Genomic DNA, 3,722 nt, shown 5'->3' on the forward strand with positions numbered 1-3,722 from the left:
GCTGCGCCTCACCCGCCGTCGTCGCCGTCCCGACCGACGCCGTCGTACTCCCACCCGGATCCGTCGAACCCGCCGACGGATCCACCGACACCGAGAAGTCCCGAGCAGGGGCGTCGGCACAGTACTGCTCCTGCTTGCCGATGGCCCGGTAGGGGCAGTCCGCGTATTCGGCGAGGGTGAGCACCGACTCCTTGTTGCGTGCGGTCTGTTCGGGGATGACCTCGTCCGGGGGGTAGAAGCCGGGGTAGGCGGAGGCGGGGTACATCTCGAAGACGTAGGACCAGATGCCCTGGTCGCCCCACATCCAGTCGATGGAGTCGCCGTCGGTGATGTACAGGTCGCTGCTCTGCTGCGGGGTGTAGCCGTTGGTCGCGGCCATCTGCTGCCCGATGGTGCGGAAGGTCGCCTCCTGGTCGGCCGTCATCCCCTGGTCGGTGTCGGAGTAGGTGTAGCCGAACGGCCAGAGGATGAGCTCGGAGTAGGAGTGGATGTCGATGTGGGCCTTGATCTGCTGTTCGCCGCCGATCCGCCGGGACAGGACGAAGTCGCGCAGCACCCGGGTCTCGGTGGCCGAGAAGGGGTCGGAGCCCCGGTAGGTGTCGCTGGACGGGGAACCGCTGGAGCCGTTGCAGCAGCCCCACTTGTAGCCGAAGTTGCGGTTCAGGTCCGTGCCCACGCTCGACGTGCCCGCGTTGGGCTGGCGGTTCTTGCGCCAAGACCGGTAGGAGCCGGTGGCGTGGTCGTACTCGCTGCCGTCCGGGTTGAGCATCGGGATGATCCAGATCTCCCGGGAGTCGACCACGTTCGTGACGCGCGTGTCGCTGCCGTGCCGCGAGGTGAACAGGTCGGCCAGGTAGAGCGCCTGCTCCGTGGTGAGGTGCTCCCGGGCGTGGATGTTCGCGTTGAACAGGACCTCGGGTTCGTCCTCGTCGGTGCCGACGTTGTCGGAGATCTTCAGGGCCACGATGTCACGGCCCTCGTGGGACTTGCCGACCACCGACTTCCGTGCGAGGTCGGGGTACGCCTGGGCGATGCGGTCGAGTTCGGCCACCGTCTCGGCGTAGTCGTGGTAGCCCGAGTCGGCCGGCGGGAAGCCCGCCGCGCCGCCCGTCGCCCTGTCCGACGGGGCGGGCGGCAGGCGGTCCGCGGTGAATCCGAGCCGGCGGATGCTGCGGACCTCGGCCGTGGTCGCGGTGACGTAGATCGTGCCGTGCTCGACGAGGTCGACGGCCGCGCCGGTGGCGGCGATCCTCGACCGGTCCTCACGGGACTTGGCGCCCGTGACCCGGTACTGGACGGACTGCTCCTGCGCGCTCGCCGCGGGGTCCGGCGAGGGACCGGCCGACGCCGAGCCGACCGGTCCGACGAGGGCGGTCGCCCCCAGGACCAGAGTGGACAGTAGTGCGATGCGCCATCGCATCGGATCCTCCTGCGAAGTGGGATGGGTGAGGAGGGCGGGCGGGACCGTGGCCCCCACAGAACCGCGACGGTCCCGCCCGCTTCGGGTGAGCGCCCCCCGTCAGGGCACACTCACCCGGCCGGCCGGCTCACCTGGGCCGGCCGGCGTACCGGGGGCTGTGCCGTGCCCGGGGAGACACGCATGGCACGTCGGCCTCCGGCGGCTCGGGACAGACCTGAGGACGGGGCGCTCAGGGGGTGTCGTAGCCGAGGGTGTAGGCGCCGTTGCCGCTGTAGGCGTGGACCCGGTAGCGGTAGTAGCCCGCACCGCCCGTGTACGTCAGCTTCTCGTCGGCCGCCGGAGTCGTCCCCCGCGCCACCGTCGTCCAACCGGCACCGCTCCACTTCTGCAGGTACAGGTCGTAGTCCGCGTTGTCAGGACCGTCCAGGCAGGCCGCGAACGCACCCGTGACGGTGGTGCGGAAGTAACCCCCGTCCGGCTGGTACGCACTCGAACCCGACGTCAACGAACCCGACTTCACCGTCTCCGCGTCCTCACAGCCCTTCGGAGCCGACCCCTTCACCGTGAGGGTGAAGGCCGCGGTGCGGGTGACGTCGCCGCCCGCGCCGGTGGCGGAGACGGTGACCGGGTAGGTGCCGGGGGCCGTGTCGGCGGTGGTGGCCAGGGTGAGGGTGGAGGACTCACCCGCGGTCACGGTCTCCGGGCTGAACGTCGCGGTCGCTCCGGTCGGCAGGCCGGTCGCCTTCAGGGCGATGCTTCCCGGGTCGCCCTTGACGAGGGAGGTCTTCAGCGTCGCCTGCACCGAACCGCCCGGGTCGACGGTCCCGGCCGTCGGCGAGAGCGACACGGAGAAGTCGTCCTCGGCCGGGGCCTCGTTGCCGACGTGCAGCAGCTTGTTCGGGGAGCCGGGGCCGGGGTCGGTGACGACTCCGTTCGTGGCGTCGGCGACCATGGCGTCGCGCACCTGCTGCGGCGTGAGCGAGGGGTTGGCGGCGGTCACCAGCGCCGCCACCCCGGCTGCGTGGGGCGAGGCCATGGACGTGCCGCTGATGGTGTTCGTGGCGTTGTCGTTGGTCCACCAGGCGGAGGTGATCCCCACACCCGGCGCGAACAGGTCCAGGCACGAACCGTAGTTGGAGAAGGAGGCCCGCTTGTCCGCCTTGTCGGTGGCGCCGACGGTGATCGCCTCGGGGGTGCTGGCCGGGGACTTGCGGCAGGCGTCCGTGTCCTCGTTTCCCGCCGCCACCACGAAGGTCACGCCGTCGGCGACCGCCGCGGAGACGGCGTCGTTGACCGACTGGATCTTCTCGCCGCCGATGCTCATGTTCGCCACGGCCGGTTCGCCCGGATCGTGGTCGGCGGCCACCCAGTCGATGCCCGCGACGACGTCGCTCCACGAACCGGAGCCTCCGCAGCCCAGGATGCGGACCGGTACGACGGTGGCGTTCTTGGCGATGCCGTAGGCCGTTCCCGCGACGGTGCCGGCCACGTGGGTGCCGTGGCCGTTGCAGTCGCCGGGTTCGTTGTCGCCGTCGACGATGTCCCGGCCGCCGGCGGCCCTGCCCCCGAAGTCGGTGTGGCTCGCCCGGACGCCGGTGTCCAGGATGTAGGCCCGCACCCCGTCACCGGAGTTCGGGTACGTGTACGAGTTGTCCAGCGGGAGAGCGCGCTGGTCGACGCGGTCCAGGCCCCAGGACGGCGTCGGCGACTGGGTCCCCGAGATGCTCGCCCGGCGGTCCCGCTCCACGTAGGCGACCGCGGGGTCGGCGGCCAGGCGACGGGCGTCCGACTCGGACATCCTGACGCTGAAGCCGCGCAGGGCGGTGCGGTAGGTGTGGGTCACCGTGCCGTCGTGCTCGGCGGCCAGGCGCAGCGCCCGGTCGCCGGTGGACGCGGCCGACACGGCGGCGTCGCGGAAGACGACGATGTAGGACCCGGATATGGCACCCGATCCGGCCTCGCCGAGGATCCGGCCGGCCGACGGGGAGGGTGCCGCGGTTCCGGCCACCGCGGCCGGGAGCGGCGCGAGGGCCAGTACCGCGGCGGCGGCGGTGGCGGCGCCGAGCAGGCGTCGTCTGGAGAGCTTGGGCATGGAACGATTCCCTTTCTGAGGGGGTGGTGTGCCGCGACGGACCTGCCGTGGGACCACGGGGCCGTCGCGACGAGGGGGAACCAACTGGGGGAAGAGGGTTCAGGGGGTGTCGTAGCCGAGGGTGTAGGCGCCGTTGCCGCTGTAGGCGTGGACCCGGTAGCGGTAGTAGCCCGCACCGCCCGTGTACGTCAGCTTCTCGTCGGCCGCCGG

Annotated in this window: 2 protein-coding genes; both read right to left on the reverse strand. The window is 71.5% G+C overall.

The genetic code is table 11. The features are described 5' to 3' along the window. On the reverse strand, window positions 1–1,420 hold a 1,420-nt coding region (locus tag AC02VZ_RS25980), incomplete at its 3' end, for a M14 family metallopeptidase (RefSeq protein ID WP_476476554.1). A gap of 229 nt (window positions 1,421–1,649) precedes the next feature. After that, window positions 1,650–3,512 carry a S8 family serine peptidase gene (locus tag AC02VZ_RS25985; RefSeq protein WP_386624673.1) on the reverse strand — a complete coding sequence of 621 codons (1,863 nt, stop codon included), beginning with the start codon at window positions 3,510–3,512 and terminating at the stop codon, window positions 1,650–1,652. Window positions 3,513–3,722 lie beyond the last annotated feature (210 nt).

This window comes from Streptomyces sp. 3-6 (assembly GCF_056323165.1).